Raw genomic sequence first — 20,974 nt, 5'->3', positions numbered from 1 at the left:
CGTGTGTCAAGGGCTCGTCAAGATCCCGGCCGCACACCTTACCCGCGGGCTCGGCGGAACGTCCCCCAGGTGGCGCGGGCGAGAATCCGCGAGGCCCTGGTGCAGCATGTGAAGGACCCGTTGCACGCTGCCGCGGCCGTCCGAAACCGCACCTCCGGTCCCTCCACTCCTCCGGACGGCCGGCGTCACGGTGGTGCGGTCGGCATCCGCGGGTTACAGGTGAGTTCCCGATGGTCATTGGGTGCCGGTCTGTGCTGATCACAGGAGGGAGGCACGCGTCCTCAGGTTCTGCGGTGTCCTGGGGTCGCGGCACCGGCCGACGAACTGCTGAGTCGGGCCTGTTCGGATTCGTCGCCCGGCAGGCCAAGGCGCTCCTGCTCGTGGAGGGCCCGGTATCTCGCATTGCGGATCTTGAGCAGCACGGTGGCGAGGACGGATGCGGCAAGGGAGCCGAGAAGCACGGCGGCCTTGATGGAATCCGTCTGAGCGGGGTACGGGTAGGCGAGCTCGCTCAGCAGCAAGGAGACGGTGAAGCCGATACCGGCCAGGACGGACAGAGCGAGGATGTCGGCCCAGGCGAGGGCTGGATTGAGGCGGGCGCGGGTGAGGCGTACGGCCAGGTAGGTGCCGCAGAAGATGCCCAGGGTCTTGCCGAGAAGTAGTCCCAGGGCGATACCGAGAGGCTCGGGACGGTCGAGGACGGCGCGCAGGCTGTCGGCGGAGACGGTGACGCCGGCGGCGAACAGGGCGAAGAGGGGGACGGCCAGCCCGGCGGAGAGGGGGCGGGCGACATGGACGATGTGTTCGAGGGTCCCCTTCTCCAGCCGATGATGCCGACTGGTGCGGAGCATGAGACCCATCGCGACACCGGTGACGGTGGCGTGCACGCCACCGACGTAGGCAAGCGCCCAGGTGGCCAGCGCGAGAGGCAGGTACCAGTACCAGCCATGGATGCGCCTGCGCTGATGGAGCCAGTAGAAGGCACCCAGCCCCAGGGCGGCCCCTGCCAGGGCGATGAGGTTGAGGTCGGCGGTGTAGAACAACGCGATGACCAGGATCGCGCCGAGGTCGTCCACGACGGCCAGGGTGAGCAGGAACGCACGCAGCCCGGACGGCAGATGGGTGTTGATCACCGCCAGGACGCCGAGAGCGAAGGCTATGTCGGTGGCCATGGGAACGGCCCAGCCGTTCCAGCTGCCGCCGCCCGAGCTCGCGACGACCCCGTAGACGAGAGCGGGAACGGCCATTCCGCAGAAGGCTGCGACCACGGGCAGTGCGGCGGTGGACCGGGTGCGTAGGTCCCCTGCGACGAGTTCGCGTTTCAGTTCGGCGCCGGCGACGAAGAAGAACAGGGCCAGCAGGCCGTCGGCCGTCCAGTGGGCGACGGACAGGTCCAGCCCCCATGCGGGAATGCCGAAATGGCTGTCGCGCACCTCCTGGTACGAGTTCCGCAGCGGGGAGTTGGCCCAGATGAGGGCGGTGGTGGCGGCGGCCAGGAGCAGCATGCCGCCGACGGTCTCGGTGCGCAGGGCGTCCGCGACGGCCCTGCGTTCGGGCAGGGAGAGCCGTTCGAGAACGGTACGGCCGCGACCGGGTGCGGGGCTCGTCACGGTCTCTCGCTTCGCGGGCTGCGGGCTCCTCACGCGTGCGTGCCCTGACGGAGGTGCGCCAGCAGCCGGAAGGCGGTGACCGCCCCGGCGTAGCGGGAAGCGCCGTGGGCGTCCCGTTCCTGCACGGCGACCACGGGGCAGCCGGTCCGGGCCATCAGCTCGGCGACCTCCAGGACGGTGCTGTCGTGCGCGACGGAGAACTGGCGCGGACGGCCCGGCGGGAGGCAGTCGGCGACCAGCCGGTCGGCCGGGGCCACACACAAGCGGTCGGCGTGAGGCTCGTCGATCACCCGGACCAGCAACGGGTCCTGTGCGAGGTAGCCCGGCAGGCAGGCGCCGATCAGCTGCTCCGCACGCACGACGGCGATCGGACGCCCCTGGGCGTCGACGACCAACAGTGCGGACAGCCGCTGCTCCACCAACCGGTCGGCGGCCAGCGCAAGGGGATCGCGGGTACTGATGGAAGCGCAGGGCTGGGCGAGGTCGCGTGCGCGCACAGGAACTCCCGGTGGGTTGTCGTCGCTCGCGGCGAGCAGGCTGATCCTCGGCAGCATCGGCGAGCGCGTCAGCGCATGTGCCGTCCCTGAACTGCCCAGGAAGATTTACTGGAGGGTTCATACCCGGATGACCTGCGCAAACCCGGGACGCAGATGGTCATCAGCGGACAGCTGGGGAAGTCACTCCTTGCCGACGGACGGCAAAGTGACGGTAAAATCGCCTTTCCCGGAGTCGACAGCAGGGACGGCTCGCGATGACTGGCAGCAGCGAACTCACCCCGCCCGATGCGACGGACGGGCCGCCGCACGAGCAGGTGCTGGTTCGGGCCCTGTCGCGAGGGATCGGTCTCGATGACGACGACCGCGCCCGGCTGCGCGCGACCGGAGTGCGTGCGGCCGAGTCCGGCACCCCGCTGCGCGACCTCATCGACACCCATCTCGGCGCAGAGTGCCGCACCTCTGCTCCGGCAGCGGGGGCGACGGCTCCGGTCACACCCACGTACGTGGTGCGGCTCATGCGCGACATGGCCGTCGCTCTCACCGAGGGCTACGAATCCGCCCACCGCGCAGCGATCCGCCGCGAGGAGGAGATACGCCACGCCTTCATCGACGAACTGCTACGCGGCCCGGGCGACCTCGGCCGGATGGCGGAACAGGCCCACCGCATCGGCTTCCGGCTGGCCGGACCGCACCGCGTCGCCGTGGCCCGGGCCAAGACGCCCTTCACCGCGATGGACCCGGCCACGCACTATGTGGACGAGGCCATGGCCGCCCACCGGCACGAGCCCGTATGCCTGATCACGGCGAAGGACGGGCTGCTGGTCTGCGTGGCCGGGGGAAGCAGCCCGGCCGCCTGCGAGCACTTCGCCGAAGAGGTCACAAGGTCGGCTGCCCGGCATCCCCGGATCGCCGTCAGCCGGCCACGCCCGGGTGCGAACGGCGTCGTCCGCTCCTATCGCGAAACCCTCGAGACCCTGGAACTCGCAGAACGGCTCACCCTGCCCCGTCGCGTCACCCACGCGTCCGACCTGCTGGTGTTCCAGGTCCTGGGCCGGGACCAGGCAGCCATCACCGACCTGGTGGCCACCGTGCTCGGCGGGCTGGAGCAGGCACGCGGCGGACCGGGCGCCCTCCTGCACACCCTCATCACCTACTTCGACAGCGGCTGTGCCCACACCGTCACCGCACGTCGCCTCGGCCTCAGCGTCCGGGCCGTGACGTACCGCATCGCGCGGATCCGCACTCTGACCGGTTACGACCCCGCGCTCCCCGACGAGCGGTACACCCTCCAGACCGCCACCCTGGGAGCCCGGCTGCTGAACTGGCCGTCCCATCCGCTGCAGCCACTCGACTGATCCCCGGCTCTTGGTGCCCGGCCCCGGCCTTGGGCACCGCATGCAGCACGTCCTCCGTGCCGGACGTCTCGGCGAGCACGGCGACCGGCTCAGGGCCCGTCGAGACGCGTCACTCGGCAGACCCCGAGCCGGTCACCGCCACCATGCCGGATGTCATCGGAGGCAACGCCGGCGGTGCATACGAACAGATGGGATCCCAACTCGGCATAACCTTCAAGGACGCGAGCGGACAGGACCGTCCGGTGGACGACCCCACGGCGTGGAAGATCTGCGATTCGCAGCCGGGACCGACCCAGCAGATCACCGATTATCCGGTGGCTCCGTCGGAAGCTACCCAACGTGATCACCACCAGAGCCAGGACAGCCAGTGTTTCGCAAGGAACGCTCCTCGTCGTCGCCGCACTCACGAGCATTGGCCGACCCGCCGGTCTGACGGGCGGGGCCGGCGGGCCGAGGCTGACCGTGGTGCAGCTCTGGCCTGGGCCGCCGTCCGCGGAGACGTCAGTAGCGGCTACGGCTTCGCCGGTGGGCGAGTGCCGTGGCTCCTGCCCCTACGGTGACGAGGAGCGCGCCTGCCGCCAGGAGGTACGGGGTGAGCGTGTTGCCACCAGTCTCCGCCAGGTTGGTCTCCTCGGAGTGGCTGGCCGTGTGTGGGAGGGGCTCTGCTGGAATGGCCTTGTGCGGGAGGGGCGCTGCCGGGATGGCCGGCTCGGAGGCGGGTCGGGGGGACCGACAGGTGGCCTGCGCCAGGGTTACGGTGCCCTCCACCTTCTCGACGCCCAGTTGCAAGGGGTCCACTGAGACCTGCAACTGGACCGAAGTGGCGGCGGCCGTGCTGCTGGTTGTCTCCTTGTGAGAGAGGGCGAGGCGTACCCTGCCCACGTTCGGGACCTCCACCGTGCCGCCGTCCACCATCGGCAACCGCTTGCCCAGCGCTGTAAGGGCACCAAGTACCTGGGACTCCGCGGCCGGCTTCCGTCCGACGGAGCAGGTGGCTGTGGCGGTCACCTCCTCAACCTCGATCACGGGCAGCACCGGCAGCCCCGGCACATGGACCCGGGCCCGCACGAGGTGAGTGGTCCCCACTGCCCGACCACTCGCGACTTCGGCTTTGGCCATGGCGACGTCGGCCTGCAGAACATTGACCGGGCGGTCGCCGTTGACTCCGTCGAGGTCGACGTTGAGGGTCTTCTCCTCGGCGGTCGCGGGCGCCTGCACCTCGTTGAGCGAGGCTCGAAGTGGCACCGTCCCGTCCAGCCCGACGCCGGAGACGTCCAGCGCGGCGCGGAACGCCGCTGCGGTGGCGCTGCCCTTCGACATGTCGGCGACCGGTGCGGCGGTGGCCTCTCCCGCGATGGCAGGGCCGGCCACGAGGAGGCCACAGACCGCCACAGCAGCAAGGCGGCGGACGGATGGGGACAGGGTTCTGGTCAACGTGGGCGATCCTTGCACGCGAGGGGAGTTGGCAGACGCCGTTCCTGCACCGGGACAATGACCCGGCGGGCAGGTACGGGGCCTCATCCTGCGAGGACGGAGGGCGGCCGATCGGATGACACACGGATGGTTCACCACAAGGAGGAAGTTTGGGGACTCCTGTTTGAATCGCGGACCTGTGCGGCGGGTGTACACCAGGCCGTACCTGCGGTTCGGGCCCGTCGCCGGCCGCCCTCAATGAGCAGCCGCTCTCGATCAGACGAGGCAGCGTTGCGACGCCCCCTTGAATCCGGGCTGTAGTCCCGCTTCGACAGCTCAGCCATGCACGAGTCGCAGCTCGGGCCGATGTCCCGGGTCGGGGGACCGCCCCTGATCGCCTCCGTCGAGGCGGACCGGGACGAGGCCGAAAACGTAGTGGTTGAGGTCGTCGGGGTGGATGCCCATGTCGACCGCGACGTCGGTGGCGGTCATGCCCTTGGTGCGCAGAGCGTCGAAGACCTTGGCCAGCAACTGGCTGCTCTCGCGGGCGAGTAGGGAGCCGGGCTCGCCGGTGCGGTAGCCCATCTGGGCGAGCTTCTTGACGGTCTGCGTGTAACGCCATTCGGAGAGCAGGCCGAGGTCGCGAAGCCGGTAGGCCAGGGCCATGGCGGAGACGCCCCAGCGGCGCTTGGCGCTGAGGATGCGCTCGACAGAGGCGTCGTGCAGTTGCTGGGCGAGGATGCCGGCCCGGGGCATGAGGAAGGCGGAGGCGAAGGCGTTGGCCTCCGGCTCCCCCTCCCGACCGCCGGGGATGCGGTGCTCGGAGTGCAGGACCAGGTGGCCGAGTTCGTGGGCGGCGTCGAACCGGCCGCGCTCGCCGGTCTTGCGAGTGTTGAGAAAGACGTACGGCGTGCCGACGTGCGTGGTGGAGAATGCGTCCGCGTCCAGGCAGTCGGGGGCCAGGGAGAAGACCCGTACCCCATTGGCTTCCAGCAGGTGGACCAGGTTGGGCACGGGAGCCTCACCCAGTCCCCAGGCAGCCCGGGCCTGCTCGGCGGCCTGTTCCGGTGACAGGTGCGGGTAGGTGGGCACGTTGGAGGCCGGCAGGCGGAAGCGCTCCTCCATCCACGCGTTGAGGGCAGAGGCGATGGCGCCGGAGCTGAGCGTGGCGTCGCGCTCCAGCGCGCTCATCTTGGTCGGCGCCCGGAAGCTGACCGCGTCCAGCTGCATCTCCGGCGCGGGCGCCGCCTGAAAAAAGGAGACCGGAAAGCGCAGGATCCAGGCGAGGGAGGCGAGCGTGTCCGCGGACGGGATCTTGCGGTGCTTCTCGAAGGCGTTGATGCTCTGCGCGGACAGGCCGGCGGCCGCCGCCAGCGCGGCCTGGGTCATGCGCCGACGCTTGCGCGCGAGGACCAGCCGCTCTGGCGTGAACACGTTGCCTCAACTCCCACGTCGTACTTTGATCAGCTAATTCTCCCCCAGGAACTCCACGACGACCTCCGGGCCCTGGTCGTCCCCGGGATCATCGAGCGAGATGTCGAAGCCTGGGTCGTCCATCGGCGGGAGGCTGATGGGTATGCGGGTCAGCCACTCGTCGACGAACTTGCCGTTCATCTTCACCGGCAGCGACAGCTCAGCGCGGATGAGACCTTCTTCCCGCTTGTACAGCAGGCACCATGTGGGGAGCTCGTCCAGCTCCACCCCGTACTCCACCTCGTCGCGGGAGAGGAAGGCCAGCTGGCCGTTCCTGTCGACCATCCGCGCCATGGCGGGGCCTTTGGGGTTCTTCGACCGCACCGGCTTCGCCAGGTCGGCCACGCCGCCCTCAGCGCTGATCGCCGTGATGGCGTGCGTACGGGCTGGGTGGATCACCCGCAGGATGCTGTCCCGCGATGTCCGTCCCCACCCCTCCGGAACCAGCAGCTCCGCCAGGTAGCGGTTGGCCCGGCTCCAGAACAGGAACCCCCGTGCGGCCGGGGCGTCGAAGTCCGTGCATCCTCGCACGTCCTCCAGTGCCAGGCTCAGCACCAGGGTGAACAAGTCTGTCGATACGTCGAGTTCGGCGAGTTGCTGAGCGTGCCGCTGGGGGTCGGGCTGGGCCAAGGTCTGGTCCTCCAGGTGTCGATGGTTTCAGAAATACCACCTCAACCGAGGTGACGTTTCTGAAACCTCCCACATGGCTGCACATCAGTTCGCCCTTGCCATCTCGGCGAACTGTCCTATGCAGACAGGCATTTGTGGGTGAACGACCTACGCATCGAAAGGTGAGCCTTGCCAGGACCATGCCTGGCTCAGCCCGGTTGGAGCGGATTCTCGCCAGGCTCCCCGCGGAGCACCGCCACACGCTGCGCGTCCACGCGTGGACGTCATGAGTTCCACACCCCATCAACGCTGGACGCCCAGGCCATCAGAATGCGTAATCATCCCGCTCGTTTGTGCGCACCCACGTTGCTAGCCTGACCGTCGTACGCCAACTGAGCGCACGGGGGAAGGCATTCATGACGCAGCCAGCAGGAGAGCAGCACATAGGTGCCGAGGGGGGACCCGTTGGTGTGCGGCTGAACCAGGTGCCTCTTGATTCGGGGGGAAGTTCCTCACCGGGAGCCGGCCAGCCGGGCCTTGCGTCCTCGCCCGCGGAGAAGAAAGCCGCGGCCAAGGCGATCGAGGACCACATCGAGCCGGACACGAAAAAGGCCGGCGAGTGGGCGGACGTCGAGACGAACTCGGCCGTCAAGGCGTTCGAGCCGAAGGACGGCGACGGGTGGGTCACTTCGGGGACCCTCAAGAAGGCCCACACGACGTGGGGTGAACAGGTCCAGAACCTGATGAACCGACTCGCGTCGGAGAAGTCCGCTCTGCGCAGCACCAACATCCTGCTGCAGGGCACAGACCTGGGCGTCGGTTCAGGGCTGCGTCAGATCTCGCCACTTGACGGTTACTGATCGCACCACGGTCCGGCCTCAGCGCCGACCGGCCCGGCCAGTCACACGCGACCACGCACAACGGGGACCCATGCCGACGTACCACGAGATCATGACGACCGACCTGTCCACACTCACGACGGCCGCCGACCGGTGGGACGGCATGGCCGCGGAGCTCCTCAAACAGGAGGAGGCGTACAAGCGCGACGTGTACGGCATCTCGATGGGCCAGACCTGGATCGGCCTGAGCGCGGACGCCGCCAACCGGCGTTTCGACGTGACGCTCAAGGAGTACCAGAACGCCCAGACCGAGGCCAAGGCCATCGCCTCGCTGCTACGGGACGCGCACACGCAGTTCGTGGACCTGCGCAAGAAGCTCGAGACGGCCAGGGCCGAAGCCGTGGCGAAGGGTATGAGGGTGTCCGGCCAGGGCATGGTCTCCTTCGACACCGAGCAACTGAGTGAGGGCGAACGCACCGCCTACCACCATGACCCCGACTACCAGGAGAGCGTCCGCACGAGCGTCGCCTCATGGCAGGCCCGCGTCGACCAGTTGGTGAAGGACGTGGCGGACGCCGACAAGGGCGTCGAGGTGGCCTTCAAGGCCGTGGTGATCGACTCCGACGTCAACGACGGCACCCTCAACGGCTTCAACGGCAAGGCCCAAGGCGACATCGAGAAGTACGAGGCGGAGGAAGCGGACGAGATCGCGGGCCGGGTCGCCAAGGGCGAGAAGGTCTCCGCCGCCGACCTCGCCGAGCTGCGGCGCGCCTTCCGGGACAACTCCGAGGACAAGGCGTTCAGCCAGACCTTCCTGAGCGGCCTGGGCCCCGACGCGACGATCAAGTTCACCAACGAGCTGAACGGCCTCGCCTACGACTCCGACAAGAGCCACAAAGGCGTCTACATGGACCTCCAGGGAGGTCTCGCCGACACCGTCGCCAAGGCCACACAGGTCCCCGGTTCCGTCGCCGACGCGCCGCCCGGCTCGCAGAAGTTCAAGGACTGGCTCGCGAGTGACGACGGCGCGTTCTACCGCCAGTGGACGCAGGGCCTGGAGAAGACCGGCACGAAGAACTACGGATCGAACACCAACCCGCTGTACGGCTACCAGTCGTTCGTCAGCATGATGCAGCACAGCGACACCAAGTACGACGACCAGTTCCTGTACCAGATGGGCGACGACCTCATCACGGCCGAGAAGAAGCATCCCGGCATCTTCACCGAGTGGGGGGCCGGCCACGACGGCATCCGCGCCGACGCGATCGACGGCCTCCTGGGCGTGATGAGCAACAACCCGGACGCCGCGACCGCCTTCTTCGACCCGGCCGGCAACGGCGACGGCGCCAACCACGTCGGCAACGACCACCTGCACTACCTGACCGGCAGCGGGGACGGGACACGGGAGTGGCCCAAGCATGTGACCACCGGGGTCTCGGTCATCGAGATGGACGATCCGCTCAGCCGGACCGGGCTGGGGGCTGCGCTGGAGGCTGCGGCGACGGGACATCCACCGCTCGCAGCCGGTCAGGACCCATGGCCTGACGTGAAGCACAGCGAGGCTCAGGCCCGTGTGATGCACTCGATCATCACGGAACTGGCACCGGCCTCGGGGACGGACACCGAGATTCACGCGAACCTTCGCCAGCCCCTGGCCAATGCCCTGGGCGAGTACGGATCGGACACACACAAGATCCTCACCGGGGTGGACATGGACTACATCCGCGCCGCCGGAGGGGACGGGTACTTCGACAAGGACGGCTCCACCCACTTGGCCGCCAACGGGAAGGAACTTGTTCAAGTGTTGCGGGGCCTTTCCGACGATCCCGAGGCGTACGCCACATTGGAAAAGGCCGAGCTCCGCCACATCGGCAACGAGCTCGGCACGATGCCGGAAGGCGCGGCCCGTGGCGACATCGACGAGAAGCTGGAAAACATGGGCAGCGGCCTTGGTGCCTACACCGCCATCAAGGAAGACGTCCTCAACGATGAACGCATGGACAAATACGCGGATGTCGACTGGAAGATGAAGGCCGCCTACCACCTGGTCGGTGGAGCGGTGACTCCGCTTTACATCACTACGGGACCGGTCTCCATCGCCTACGGCGATGCCCTGCAACGCGGCGTGGACACCCTGACCTGGGATCTTGGCAATTCCATGAAGGCGGATGCCGACGCCACCGCGAATGCCGCGATCGCCGACAAGTACCTCGGCTCCAACGAGAAGCTCGCCTACATGGTCGACGGCTGGGCGCAGGGCCGCTCGGACATCGACACCACCACTCCAGAGGGCAAGGACACAGCCGAGAAGTTCACCACCAACATGCTCCAGGGCCACGATCGAGGGGCCGGCACGGCAGCCAAGTACATGACCGACACGAACAGCTGAACCCCACCCATCACAACGGCTTCGACCACCCCGAGGAATCCCGTGACCGCACCATCCCGCCGCCCCGGACGGCTCGTCGTCGTGATCTCTGCCGCCCTGTGCATCGCGTTGGCGGGCGGAATCGGAGGCTGGCTCTACCTCCGTTCGAGCAACGGCACCGACGTGTGCAAAGAGTTGAGCAAGGACAAGCGCGTCCGCTCGGCGCTGGGGGCCGGCAGTCCGGATGCTGAGAGCTGCTCCCGACTCGGAAGTGCCATTCAGCGAGCCACCACGGGTGAAAAGGCCGGTGTGCACTCCGTTGCCCAGGCCCAGGCGATGAAGAACGTCCTGCTGGCTCTGGGGGACATCACCGACAAGACCGAGGAAGAGCTCGACTCCGCTCTCGCCGTTCCCGTGTCCAAGGCGCTGGCGGACTACATGCCGGACGTCTCCCAGATCCTGTCTCCCGGAAACATCGACTACGTGCGTGCGGGCGTTGCCTCCGCGCCGCCCTGGAAGGACGACGACGGCATACACATGTCCCTGTCCCGGGTCACCCTCCTCCACGTGATGCGTCACCTCGCGAACCACCCTGCCTCGTACGCGCAACTGCGCGACGCGGCGTCCCAGCGCGCCGCCGGATCGTTCACGGCGGTACCGCGTGACGCCGAGGAGTGGCGTTTCGAATCGCCCACCAGGGAAACGGCCTACGTCCTGGGCGCGATGGACGCAGTCGCCGAGGATGTTCAAAAGGATCTGGGAGAGGACGGCTGGAAGGACTGGAACACCGACGTCTTCAGCCAGCTGACCAAGACCTCGTCCACCCTGCCTTCCTACCAGGACGATCCTGCCGGACACGTCGAGATCTCGTGGCAGCACACATTGCGTGCCGCAGGCCGGAAGAACATGCTCGCCCGCTTCGGGACACAGACCGCGGACATGGTCCAGGTGTGGGGCAAGGGTGCGGCCCTTGACGGCGAGCTTCAAAAATCGCTGCTCAAGAATGCCCGTGACATCTCCATGCTGGGCCTTCACCAGACTGCGCGAGACCTCTCTTGACACGGGGTAGGAGGTCCACGCCTCCACCGTCGGAGCCCAGGGCACCCCACGCCCACAGGACCTGTTCGCCAGCTTCGCCGATGGCGTCGGCAAGCGTTCGGCTGCTCCTGGCCGACCCTCTGACCAGGGCCACCCACGCACCGAGGACACGACACGTGACACACACACGGCCCCGGCTGACGATCGCAGCCGCTCTGACCGCGGCGGCCCTGATGACCGGCTGCCAAAGCGACAGCGGCGCGGCGCCACTGAGCCTGAACAGCCTGACCGAGATCGCCGACGGTGTGCCGAAGGCAGGGGCGAAAACGTGCCCGCTGCCCTACGACATGACCGAGGCAGCGAAGACCGCGGGGCTGGACGCGAAAGCCGGCCCCGGGCCGGTACAGGACGATGACGCACCCGTCGCCACAGCCGAGGGCGGGAAGCGTGCCAAAGCCGGGGAAGCACTGGCCGTGAACCCAGGTGCCCTGGTGAGCTGCACGTTCCACATCGGCCAGGAGGACGTGCAGGTGCACACCGTCGCGACCCGCGAGCGGCATGCGGTCTACCCACTGGCACCGGTGGTCTCGTCACTGGCTTCCACATCCGCCGACGACGCGATCAGGTACGTCGAGAAGGCCGACGCAGCCAAGGCCGGGGAGGTGGTCATCACCGACACCGGCAATGTCGCCACCGTACGTCTGAAGCTTGAAGGTGACGGAGACGCCGCCGTCTTGGTTGGTGCCGGGCAGCCAGGAACCACGTCCCTGGATCGGAAGCAGATCAGCGACCTCACTGAGGCACTCGTGGAGCAGGTGCAGTAGACCGGGCTCGTTCTCGTGGCCGTCTCACCGCCCTGACGGCCGTCCAGCCGTGCCGTGCGCGCCTGCTCGTCAGTGCGCGCCAGGCCCCGCTGCCGCGCGGCCCCCCCGCGGTTCCACCGCGGGTGGGTGGTCGGCCAGCTTCGGCTGCGTCCCTGTCGGGGGCGTAGAGCGTACCTGGTCGCGGATGTCGGCCCTGGTCAGGCGGATGCCGGGGGCGGTCGGCCCGTCCGCGAGGAGGATCACCTCGTCGTCCGCGTCGGCGTCCGGTGTCGGTTCGTGGACGGCGACGGGCGCGTGCGTGGACCAGGCGCGTGCGTGAACCACCGGTGAGGAACCCGCACCATGGCCGTCGAGTGGCTGATGCGGACCCTGGCGTCAGGACGCCTCGGCGTGTGCCTCGACATTCTCGATGCCGGTGGGGCGTCCGGCCCGGGCCCAACGTGCGTACAGGCCGCCTGCGATGAGCAGGGTCGCGGCCAGGGAGAGGATCGGCCAGCCACGCAACAGGTTGACGGCGAGGGTGAAGGCGACGGCCACGGCGGCGAGGGCGTTTACCCATGTCAGGGCCGCCTTTTCCTCTCGATGCGCGAAGCGTGCCATGGCCACCAGTCCGACCAGGAAGCTGACGAACACGGCGACGGCGTAGAACAGGACGAGTTCCTGTTCCTGACCCGCCGCGGCCACGATGATCAGTGCGGCCGCGGCCAGGTAGACGACAACGGACCAGTAGGGAGTGTGGTGGCGGTTAATGCGGCCGAGCACGGGCGGCAGGACGCCGGGCCGGTCGTCCGTGCCGGACAGCGCCTTCAGCAGACCCGGTCCGGCCTGGAAGGAGGAGCTGGCGGCGGCGAGCAGCAGCAGCGAGCTGGTCAGCTGGAACGCGCCGTACAGCCAGCCGGGTCCGGCGGCCGCGTGCGCGATGTCGGCGATCTGGGTCGAATCCGTGCCGGGGATGCCTACGTGCAGTCGGACAGCCAACGCGGTCAGGGCGAGGGTCAGGCCCCCGACGATGACGACCAGCAGAGCGAGCGTGCCGCGGCCGAAGCGGCGGCGGTGGGTGTCGTCGAGCTGACCGAGCTGGGCGATCGCGGTGGACGGCGCCTCGACACCCGTGGCCAGCGCCATCGCGACCGGGAAGGCCAGCACCACCGCAAGCATCGCCGAGCGCCCCGGATCGGTCGTGGTGGCGGCGTGGCCGATGGTGTGGGGCGAGATGAAGCCCAGGACGAGGACGGCCACGGAAATGACGACGAAGGCCACGGTCATCACCGCGAACAGCAGCCGGCCGCCGTGCCCGAACCAGGTCAGTCCTGCCACGACCACCAGCAGCACGAGCGCGAGCGGGATACGCAGCGGGGCCAGGCCCGGGAAGAGGGCGATGACCGCGCTGGCCGCGGCAGCGATCGAGATACCGATGGTCAGAACGAAGTCGACGACGAGCGCGCCGATGGGCAGGAACGTCCAGCGCGCACCGAAGGCCCGCCCGGCAGCTGCTGCCGCACCGCCGCCCTTGGGGAAGCGCCGTACGAGTTGCCAGTAGTTCGCGGTGACGACCACGACGAGCCCGATGACCAGGCTCATCGTGGGCAGCAGCAGCGCGAGGTCACCATGCAGGGCACGCAGTGCGGCCTCGATCGCGTACGCCACCGAGGAGACCGGGTCGGCGATCACCGCGAACGCGAAGGCGAAGAAGAGGACCGAGCGGCGCGGTCCAGGGCCGCGCACAGCAGCAGAAGCAGCGGCAGCCGGTGTCGAGAGGGTCACGCGAAGACCTTCCTTGGCGTCCTTACGGACGGATTCATTGAGGACTCTTCGCCGACCAGACTTCCCGGCACTCCGCATACGACAGTACGTCAGTAGGTCGTCAGCAAGGCGTCAAGGATGCGTCAGGGTTCTCCCAACGGTCCTGTGTGCCTTAAGCCGCTCCATGGCGTCAGGTGAGCGTTCCGGGATCCAGTGGATCGACATGAGATCCAGTCGATGCCGTTGAGAGCGAGCGAGTACTGAGCGACAAACCAGGTCGACGTGGATCACAGCGGTACCCGATCATGCGTTCATGCCACTGAGAGAGACCCTTGCCCGAGTCGATGCAGACCTGGCCGCCGGCCGGGTTCCCGTCGCGCGCCAGCGCTTGCGCGGTCTCGTCTCATCCTTCCCGTCCGACCTGATTCTCCGTCGGCGCCTGGCCGAGGTGTACCGGCTCTACGGCGACGCCGCCGAGGCCGGACGCTGGATGTACCTCGAAGAGGACCGCCACGCCGACGAGACCGTCGCCTTCGAAGCGCGGTACGGGTCTCCCGGATGGCGGATGAAGGCCCTCGCCTGGCGCGGCCCGGAGGCGCTGGCTGCCACCTCCTTCGCGGAGGGGCAGTTGGTCGCAGTGAGGACCGCCTGCGCCGAGGAGCTGGGGCACCCCGTCGACTGGTACGACCCCGCCTCCTACCGGGACGGCCTGGAGGAGAAGGACGAGGAAGCGCCCTTCGAGCCGTGGACGGTCGGGGTGTGCTGGCGGGCGTCGGCTGCCTGGTGGGGGCCCTTGCGTTCCTCGCGATCTGGGTAAATGGAGTCGTTGCCCTCTTCGACTGACCCAGGTCACCAGAGGGCCAGCGGGGAGGGCCGCTCAAGGTTCCGTGGGACCGTCGAGAACTTCCGTGAACAGGCGTGGGCTTGTCCGGAGCCAAGGCCGCCATAGGCCGCAAGCCGATAGGCGAGCAGCGGTAGCTGATCACGGCCCCGCGCCGACGTGAACATCTTTACGGGACAAGCCAAGCCTCAGCCGGACAGTCGGATCCGCCGTGCAGCCGCCGCCGTGACCTCCTCGGGAGTGAACGTGCCGAGCAGGGCGTTGAGCGAGCACTCCAGTCGCGCCCGGCGCGTGGACCGGTCACGGGCGAGAGCCTGCGCGACGGCATCCTGCAGGTGCTCCTCCGGTGTCTGCCCCGTGGCGGCGGCCTGAGAGCGGATCCGTTCCCATGTCTGCTCGTTCATCGGGATGCTCATGAGGTACCGCCCGTCGGGCCCTGGGAACAGGCTGCAGAGCACGTCGATGGGCAGCGCGTTCTCCAGGCGTCGCCAGATCTTCCGCATCGCCTTGCCTTCGTTCTTCGCGGAGACGAGGACCACCAGGCGCGTGCGGTCTTCGGAGGCCGCCAGAGGCAGGCGGCTTCCCTGTTGCGCTGCCTTCAACTCGACGGCCCCGAGGGCGCGGGTCAGGGTGATCTCGATGGAGTGCAGGGTCACTTTTTCGGTCTCCTTCGTTGCGATGGCCGCAGGGGCTCACTCGAGTGAGACCTCCCCGTCGGGCAGCCATCCCTCCCAGTAGCCGTCCATGAGCAGGGGTAGCGTCTCGGGCTCCACCAGCACGCCGGTGTCTCGCAGTTCGGCCGTATTCCACCAGCGTGCGCCGGGTGACCACAGGGATCGCACGTCGTATGGCCAAACGCCGGTCTCTGATCTGGCCAGAACCACGTACTCGACGCGTTGCCGCCCGCCGACGGCCGGAAGGACCCCGACCACTGGTGCGATCCGCAGACAGGGCAGGCCGGTCTCCCACAGCAGGTAGCGCACAGCGGTCCGGCGGTAGGGCTCGCCCGCACGCACGGGGACAGCCGGCACCGACCAGGCGTCCCCGCAGCGGAGTTGGGCGGGCGACAGCAGGAAGCGGTGTTCCGCCCGGTCGATGACGACGGGACGGATGACTGCGGCGGGAGCAGGAACGGAACGGGGCACGTATGTCACCCTGCATTCATGCCATTGGAATAGCACCTCGAAGTGTTCCATTCGGGTGCCGTGGGGCAGGATCCGCCCTGTGCCATCCAGTGGATTAGATGCGATGCGCGTGCGGCAGCGCCTCCGCATCCAGTTCACTGGATGTAGAGACCGGTCGGACCGAGCGGTGCCGGACCGGCCCATGCGCGGTGTGAACGCACAGGGCCGGCCCGGGACCGCTCGGCCCGGCCCTGTGCGGATGTCGAGGAGCGGATGGACACGCTGTGGCCCGACCGGCTGAGCCTGGGAGACCAGGTCCGGTTCGACGGGCAGGTGTGCACGGTGACCGGCGTGTGCGGCGGGCGCGTTGCGCTGCTGGACAACCTCGGCGCCACCGAGCACGTCGACGTGATCTCACTGCTGGCCTCGGAGGACTTCGCGTTCTTGGGGCGGGGCGCAGGACATCCGGAGCAGTCGGCGCCGCCCCTGCCGGAGGCGGCGCTGGAGCGGGCGAAGTGGTGGCGGCGGCACGTCACCGAGGTGCTGACCGGTGTGCCGCACGACGCCCCGCCCGGCACCGAGCCGCTCCCGGCCTACGACCCGTCACGCCACACACTGGCCGAACGGGAGGAGGCCAAAGCAAGGGAGTTGGCCGCCCTGGGGGTGCGCGGGGTTTCGTCGCGGACGGTACAGCGCAAGCGGCAGCGGTATCAGCAGCAGGGACTGGCAGGTCTCGCCGACGGCCGGGCCCGGCGGCACGTGACCGACGAAGCCCAGCTGGATCCCCGGGTACGGACGACGGTCCGGGAGGTGCTCGCCACGCAACGGCCGGGAGACCTCCCGGCGGCCAGGCATCTACACGATCAGGTGCTGGCCCGGCTGGCCGGGCCCATCGCGGCGGGCGAGCTGCCCAGGCCGCCTCGGGCCGTCGTCCGGCGGCTCGCCGCCGAGATGCTTGTCAGCGAAGGGAAGACGCGGCTCGGCCGGGTGAACGATGTGGCCGTGGGCGAGCGCGTTCATCTGGACACGGTCGAGCTGCCCTTGCCATCCGGCTGGGCAGGCCCAAAGGAGCGTCTTCGGCTGCTGGTCGCTCTGGATGCGGCGACCAGGCTCGTACTGGCCGCCGTTGTCTACACCGGGCACCGGCCGCCGCTGCACGCGACGCTGCTTGCCCGGATGTGCTCGCCCCTGGAAGTGAACACCGACTGGGGAGCCGTCCTGTCAGGACGGCTCCAGGGCACGGAGCGGCGACACGCGTCCTCACTGGTCGTCCGCCCGGGCAGCCTCGTTGTCGACTGGGCCGATGCTCCCGGCCTGCGGGCACTGCGCGAAGCCTGCGCCCAGCTGGGCATCCATGTGCGGTACGCGCAGCGTGTGCGGCCGACGGACCGCTCAGCTGTGGAGCGCACGCTGGACCGCTTCGGGTCCCTGTTCACCGACTATCTGCTGTCCGCTGCCGGGCGGGCCGCGCACGAGCCCGGATGGCCGCCCGAGATGGTGCAGGACCTGCTCGACGCGTGGGTGGCCCGTATCTGGCCGGATACTCCCGTGCCGACCGCACCCTCAGGCGGAGCGCATACGCCACGGACCCTTCACGAGACGCTGACAGCTGCAGCGGGATGTACAGCGACGCCGTTTCCCCCGCAGGTTTTCCCAGCACTTCTGAACGTGTCCTGGAGAGTGGTCGGGCCCAAGGGGTTGCGGCTCGGCGGGCACACTTACAACGCGACGGCCCTGGACCGCCTGCGTTACTCGGTGTTGCCCGGCGGCGGCCGCAGGTCGTTCGAGGTGCGCTGGGACCCGTACGACCTCCGCCGTGTGTGGCTGCGCTCCGGGAACGACGAGTGGATCACGGTTCCCGCCGCATCTCCTGCTGCGCGGTCCGCCGTACAGACCGTCCTGCATCACGCGCCGCTCGAACCCACGGAGGTCTACGCCGCCATCGCCCGGCGGCAGCCGGACACGGCCGCCGACGAGAGCGCGGCTGGCCCCGTCTCGTGGGCCGGGTCGTCCTGTCGTGACTGGGTGGTCTCCCCCCCTTCGGACCTCTCGGACGGCTCACGCACGGCACCGGAGGATGTCCGCGTCTCCTATCACGCCAGGCTCCCGCTGCGCGTGCCAGCCGTCGTGTCCGCCGCTCAGCGGATCGAGGAGTTGTTGGACCTCAACCGGTACGGGGCAGGCGCCCGCCACGGAGTGCTGCTGCATGGGGTGTCCGGTACCGGCAAGACCACAGCCCTGCTGGAAGCAGCCCGCCGCTACACCGCCCAACTGCCCGAGGGCCGCTCGGAGGAACCAGGCGACTCCAGCATGCCGGTGATCTATGTCCGGCTGCCGCCCGCCACCTCGCCGCGGCTTCTTCTGGCCGAACTGGCGCGGAGTCTCGGCATCCCGCTGCGCGGCTCACCCACGACCGCCGACCTGGCGGTCCGGGTGAGCGAGGCAATGGCAGCCGCGCACACGGGCCTGGTCCTCGTCGACGAAGTCCAGCAACTTCGCAGTCCAGGCTGGTCGGACACGGCCGTGGCCGAGACTCTGGACTACCTGTGCGACCGCATCCAGGCGACGTTCGTCTTCGCCGGCATCGGCAGCCCCGCATCTCTCGCCACAACGGTGACGCACACTCCGCACCGTCGGCTTCTGTCGGTACACCTGGACCTCGTCCCTGACGGCGATATCTGGCAGGACGTCATCAGCCGGGCCGAGCACGCTCTGCGCCTACACGCACACGAGCCAGGCACCCTGACCGCCCAGGCGGGTCTTCTCCACCGGCGCACCGGCGGCAACGTTGGCCAACTGGCCCTCCTCCTGCGCGCCGGAGCCGTCCGCGCCATTCGCGAAGGCACTGAACAGCTGACAGTTTCGCTGCTTTCCGAGCTGCATCTTCCCAGCCGCGGGTAAAGCCTCTTCCGAGACCCAAAATATCCATACACAAAAGCTAATAGCGAACATGTAGACGATAAAGAGATGCGCTACAAGGCTTGCAGCCACCAAAAAGCCAACTGGTCCCCAAAAGGCCAGACAGCCAACTGGCTTTGCCCCTACGGTTGTCCGCATGACGTACCAGGAGACCTTCCCAAGTCCCCCGGCTGACCTCGGGGACGAAGCGGAGCACGCGGTCCGTCAGTACGACGCCCTGATCGAGAAATCCCAGGCGGCCATCGCAACGCTGAACGCGGCACTGCGCGAGGAAAGTGAGAAGTGCGAGGCGCTGATCACTCACCGCAATGAGGCACAAGGCCTGGTGGGTATGCAGTCACGTTTGTGGGCGATGCACGAACGCGCCAGAGAGCACGGCATCTTCACTGCCCAGCCAGCCCCTCCAGTGACGCTGCGCATCGTCCCGGACCCGCAACTCCGGGAACCATCCGTATCGGACAGGCAGCCGTCCGCGCCTACCGAATCCTCACCATGGCCGACGGATGCGGGACCGCCATCAGCCGAGATCATCATCCGCAGCAAGAAGCAACAGGAAATCCTGAACATCATCGCCTCCCGCCACGACATTGCCTGGGGCAGTGAGGACATCGCCAAAATCCTGGGCATTCCCAAGGAGGACCCCCGGGGACGCAAGCGCCTGCGCAACTGCCTGCGGGCTCTGACGCTGGTCGGCGCCGTGGAACGCATCACGCGTGAGGACGACCGGCACGTCTATTACCGCCCGCGCATGAACTGGAAGTTCGACTAGCCCAAACCCATTCCGCCCGCGACAACCATCCACGCAGCACCGCCGCTTAATTGACCGCCGCCGCATACAGCGACCCAGGTTGCACCCTGGGTCCGCGGCGACGGTCGTGACCAGCTACGGCCGTTTTCGACGCTACCCGGCTCCGCCTGGGCGTGTCCGGCATTCGGCCATATTCCCCTGCCTCTTTCCCGAGGAGCCGAATGCCCATGCGAATTCACTGCGGAGGATTGCCCGGCTCACGGCCGGGCCACAGGTCCACCTCCAGCGCCTTCTCCAGGTTCGCGATCGTCAGAAGGTCGCACCATACCGCGCCGTCCAGCACCTGCACGATCGTCATCCGGGACACCCCGCTGCGCCGGGACACCTCGGCGACCGACCAGCCGTTGGCGTCGACCGCCCGGCGCAGCCGAGCTGCCACCTCCTGCGCCACCCAGGCCCCGTGGTGGTCATCGAGCACGGCGTGCGGCCAAATGCCCTCGACCACGTACGTAAGGGGCTTGAGTCGTCGCTTGTCTCCCTGGGGCACGTCGAAGAGTGTCGCCCATCCGGCCCTCCAGGCATGACAGTGTCCGCCACCTCTACGTCATGCTATTGGAATAGCACCCCTCCCGGGGTCTTTTCCTGGTGGAGAGTCACGATGGACGCGATCGAGCGCTACCGGCCTCAGCTTTCCGGCCCCGTCTGGGACCGCGTCGGCCCCGACTGCCGCCGTGCGGTGTCCAAGGCCAAGCCGGCCACGCCGAAGGAGGCCCGGGACTGGCTCGGCGCCTTGGCGCACGCCGCCGCGCACGCGGACGCCTCCGGGCGTCCCACGAAGGCAGAGCACCTGCTCACCGCGGAGGCGATCGAGTGGTACCTGGCCACCGGCTGCCTGCATCTGGAGGAGTCCTCCCGCTCCAATCGCCGCTGCCGCCTCAACAAACTTCGCCGCGCCCTGCTTGGCCCCGACCTGATCACCGGCAACCCGGCCGCATACTCCGGCTCGGACGCCTCCCGCCCGTACACGAAACCGGAACAGGCCCAGCTGTACGCCTCAGCCCGCGCCCAGCCCACCGACGAGCTGCGATACGGCCTGCTGACGTTGCTTGCCCTCGGCTTCGGCTGCGCCTTGGACTCAGCCGAGATCATCCCGCTGCGTACCCACGACGTACGCGAGGCACCCAATGGCGCTGTGGCCGTAGCGGTCCGCGGACAGCGTGCCCGTGTGGTGCTGTGTCGCAGCGCCTGGGCCCCGGTTCTCACCGAGGCCACCGCCTGGGCCTCCCGTCCCGGCCAGGCCCGCTCTCTCTTCCGCCCGAGCAGCCACGCCCGCGGCACCAACACGGTCACCAACTTCCTCGCCCGCGCCAAGAAGCCGCCCGGAACGCCGTCGCTGGTCATAGGCCGGGCACGCGCCACCTGGCTCGTCGACGCCATCGAAGCCCGCATGCACCTGCCCACTCTGATGGCCGCCGTCGGCCTGACCACTCTGCGCTCGATCGACCGGGTACTGCCACACGTCCGCAACCTCGCACCCGACCAGGCCGCCGCCGTACTGAAGGAGCTGTAAACC

The 20,974-nt window shown here is 68.5% G+C and carries 17 protein-coding genes and 1 pseudogene; 9 read left to right on the top strand and 9 right to left on the bottom strand.

Annotated features, from left to right (window positions below; translation table 11 throughout):
- Positions 1-281: 281 nt before the first annotated feature.
- Both nhaA and ACFY93_RS14145 read right to left on the bottom strand, forming a co-directional pair.
- Positions 282-1,610 (bottom strand): Na+/H+ antiporter NhaA, encoded by a 1,329-nt coding sequence (gene nhaA, locus ACFY93_RS14150; protein WP_391357620.1) that lies wholly within the window; start codon positions 1,608-1,610, stop codon positions 282-284.
- A 29-nt stretch (positions 1,611-1,639) separates the two neighbouring features.
- Positions 1,640-2,164, bottom strand: a complete 525-nt coding sequence (locus tag ACFY93_RS14145; RefSeq protein ID WP_391357617.1) for a CBS domain-containing protein — start codon at positions 2,162-2,164, stop codon at positions 1,640-1,642.
- 197 nt (positions 2,165-2,361) lie between these two features.
- Between ACFY93_RS14145 and ACFY93_RS14140 the strand changes: the two genes are divergently transcribed.
- Entirely contained in the window at positions 2,362-3,462 is a 1,101-nt protein-coding gene (locus ACFY93_RS14140; protein WP_391357614.1) for a helix-turn-helix domain-containing protein, read from the top strand.
- A gap of 501 nt (positions 3,463-3,963) precedes the next feature.
- On the opposite strand, the gene ACFY93_RS14135 is transcribed toward ACFY93_RS14140, so the two are convergent.
- The 3 genes from ACFY93_RS14135 to ACFY93_RS14125 all read right to left on the bottom strand — a co-directional run bounded on the left by ACFY93_RS14135 (position 3,964) and on the right by ACFY93_RS14125 (position 6,978).
- On the bottom strand, positions 3,964-4,896 hold the full coding sequence (locus tag ACFY93_RS14135; protein ID WP_391357611.1) for an SCO1860 family LAETG-anchored protein: 933 nt from the start codon (positions 4,894-4,896) through the stop codon (positions 3,964-3,966).
- A 315-nt stretch (positions 4,897-5,211) separates the two neighbouring features.
- Entirely contained in the window at positions 5,212-6,309 is a 1,098-nt protein-coding gene (locus tag ACFY93_RS14130; protein WP_391357608.1) for an ImmA/IrrE family metallo-endopeptidase, read from the bottom strand.
- A gap of 33 nt (positions 6,310-6,342) precedes the next feature.
- The gene (locus ACFY93_RS14125; protein WP_391357606.1) at positions 6,343-6,978 is read right to left on the bottom strand and encodes a hypothetical protein; all 636 of its coding nucleotides are present in this window, start codon (positions 6,976-6,978) and stop codon (positions 6,343-6,345) included.
- Between the two features lie 449 nt (positions 6,979-7,427).
- On the opposite strand from ACFY93_RS14125, the gene ACFY93_RS14120 reads away from it, so the two are divergent.
- From ACFY93_RS14120 to ACFY93_RS14105, 4 genes are all read left to right on the top strand, one after another.
- The gene (locus ACFY93_RS14120; protein ID WP_391357603.1) at positions 7,428-7,817 is read left to right on the top strand and encodes a hypothetical protein; all 390 of its coding nucleotides are present in this window, start codon (positions 7,428-7,430) and stop codon (positions 7,815-7,817) included.
- Positions 7,818-7,908: 91 nt separating this feature from the next.
- Positions 7,909-10,185: a hypothetical protein gene (locus ACFY93_RS14115; RefSeq protein ID WP_391357601.1), complete on the top strand. Its 2,277-nt coding sequence runs from the start codon at positions 7,909-7,911 to the stop codon at positions 10,183-10,185.
- A gap of 42 nt (positions 10,186-10,227) precedes the next feature.
- Complete coding sequence (locus ACFY93_RS14110) at positions 10,228-11,223, top strand: hypothetical protein (RefSeq protein ID WP_391357599.1); 996 nt, start codon at positions 10,228-10,230, stop codon at positions 11,221-11,223.
- A gap of 155 nt (positions 11,224-11,378) precedes the next feature.
- Positions 11,379-12,026 carry a hypothetical protein gene (locus tag ACFY93_RS14105; protein ID WP_391357596.1) on the top strand — a complete coding sequence of 216 codons (648 nt, stop codon included), beginning with the start codon at positions 11,379-11,381 and terminating at the stop codon, positions 12,024-12,026.
- A gap of 375 nt (positions 12,027-12,401) precedes the next feature.
- On the opposite strand, the gene ACFY93_RS14100 is transcribed toward ACFY93_RS14105, so the two are convergent.
- Complete coding sequence (locus ACFY93_RS14100; protein ID WP_391357594.1) at positions 12,402-13,790, bottom strand: amino acid permease; 1,389 nt, start codon at positions 13,788-13,790, stop codon at positions 12,402-12,404.
- Positions 13,791-14,082: 292 nt separating this feature from the next.
- On the opposite strand from ACFY93_RS14100, the pseudogene ACFY93_RS14095 reads away from it, so the two are divergent.
- Positions 14,083-14,612: pseudogene (locus ACFY93_RS14095) on the top strand (DUF6584 family protein).
- Positions 14,613-14,798: 186 nt separating this feature from the next.
- Here the strand turns inward: ACFY93_RS14095 and ACFY93_RS14090 are convergent.
- Both ACFY93_RS14090 and ACFY93_RS14085 read right to left on the bottom strand, forming a co-directional pair.
- Positions 14,799-15,266, bottom strand: a complete 468-nt coding sequence (locus ACFY93_RS14090) for a hypothetical protein (RefSeq protein ID WP_391357591.1) — start codon at positions 15,264-15,266, stop codon at positions 14,799-14,801.
- Positions 15,267-15,302: 36 nt separating this feature from the next.
- Complete coding sequence (locus ACFY93_RS14085) at positions 15,303-15,755, bottom strand: hypothetical protein (protein WP_391357589.1); 453 nt, start codon at positions 15,753-15,755, stop codon at positions 15,303-15,305.
- A 252-nt stretch (positions 15,756-16,007) separates the two neighbouring features.
- Between ACFY93_RS14085 and ACFY93_RS14080 the strand changes: the two genes are divergently transcribed.
- Together ACFY93_RS14080 and ACFY93_RS14075 are read left to right on the top strand one after the other, a co-directional pair.
- Entirely contained in the window at positions 16,008-18,635 is a 2,628-nt protein-coding gene (locus ACFY93_RS14080) for an AAA family ATPase (protein WP_391357587.1), read from the top strand.
- A gap of 154 nt (positions 18,636-18,789) precedes the next feature.
- On the top strand, positions 18,790-19,422 hold the full coding sequence (locus ACFY93_RS14075) for a hypothetical protein (protein ID WP_391357584.1): 633 nt from the start codon (positions 18,790-18,792) through the stop codon (positions 19,420-19,422).
- Between the two features lie 214 nt (positions 19,423-19,636).
- Here ACFY93_RS14075 and ACFY93_RS14070 read toward each other — a convergent pair whose 3' ends face one another.
- Positions 19,637-19,948 (bottom strand): helix-turn-helix domain-containing protein, encoded by a 312-nt coding sequence (locus ACFY93_RS14070; protein ID WP_391357583.1) that lies wholly within the window; start codon positions 19,946-19,948, stop codon positions 19,637-19,639.
- Between the two features lie 111 nt (positions 19,949-20,059).
- Here ACFY93_RS14070 and ACFY93_RS14065 point away from each other — a divergent pair, with 111 nt between their 5' ends.
- Positions 20,060-20,971, top strand: a complete 912-nt coding sequence (locus ACFY93_RS14065; RefSeq protein WP_391357581.1) for a hypothetical protein — start codon at positions 20,060-20,062, stop codon at positions 20,969-20,971.
- Positions 20,972-20,974 lie beyond the last annotated feature (3 nt).

The organism is Streptomyces sp. NPDC008313 (assembly GCF_042956125.1).
GTDB lineage: Bacteria > Actinomycetota > Actinomycetes > Streptomycetales > Streptomycetaceae > Streptomyces.
The sequence above is the reverse complement of the archived record's forward strand: the minus strand, read 5'-3'. Positions and strand labels throughout refer to the sequence as shown.

Bases quoted from the DNA above. Each gene is read 5' to 3' on its own strand.
- ACFY93_RS14145 (WP_391357617.1), bottom strand. From the start codon at position 2,164: ATGCTGCCGAGGATCAGCCTGCTCGCCGCGAGCGACGACAACCCACCG.
- ACFY93_RS14140 (WP_391357614.1), top strand. From the start codon at position 2,362: ATGACTGGCAGCAGCGAACTCACCCCGCCCGATGCGACGGACGGGCCG.
- ACFY93_RS14115 (WP_391357601.1), top strand. From the start codon at position 7,909: ATGACGACCGACCTGTCCACACTCACGACGGCCGCCGACCGGTGGGAC.
- ACFY93_RS14080 (WP_391357587.1), top strand. From the start codon at position 16,008: ATGGACACGCTGTGGCCCGACCGGCTGAGCCTGGGAGACCAGGTCCGG.
- ACFY93_RS14075 (WP_391357584.1), top strand. From the start codon at position 18,790: ATGACGTACCAGGAGACCTTCCCAAGTCCCCCGGCTGACCTCGGGGAC.
- ACFY93_RS14065 (WP_391357581.1), top strand. From the start codon at position 20,060: ATGGACGCGATCGAGCGCTACCGGCCTCAGCTTTCCGGCCCCGTCTGG.